This window comes from Bradyrhizobium sp. Kon56 (assembly GCF_055807635.1).
Genome location: NZ_JBVVOU010000669.1, coordinates 1 through 232, shown reverse-complemented (window position 1 = coordinate 232; position 232 = coordinate 1). Strand labels below are relative to the sequence as shown.

Genomic DNA, 232 nt, shown 5'->3' with positions numbered 1-232 from the left:
CACCCTCGGCCACGTCGAAGCGCGTCGCCGGCACGATCATCGTGCTTTACGCACTGATCTCAATCGTGCCGCTGCTGTGGATCTTCGCCACCAGCTTCAAGACACCGCCGGATTCGATTGCCTATCCGCCAAAGATCCTGTTCCAGCCGAGCCTCGAGGGCTACTGCAATCTGTTCTCGACCCGGACCCGGCAGACACCGGAATACATCAACTCGCTGGGACCGGCGACGGG

General features: G+C 61.6%; 1 pseudogene. It reads left to right on the top strand.

Annotated features, from left to right (window positions below):
- A pseudogene (locus tag AC0L3B_RS40455) lies at positions 1 to 232 on the top strand (carbohydrate ABC transporter permease); the annotation flags it as partial.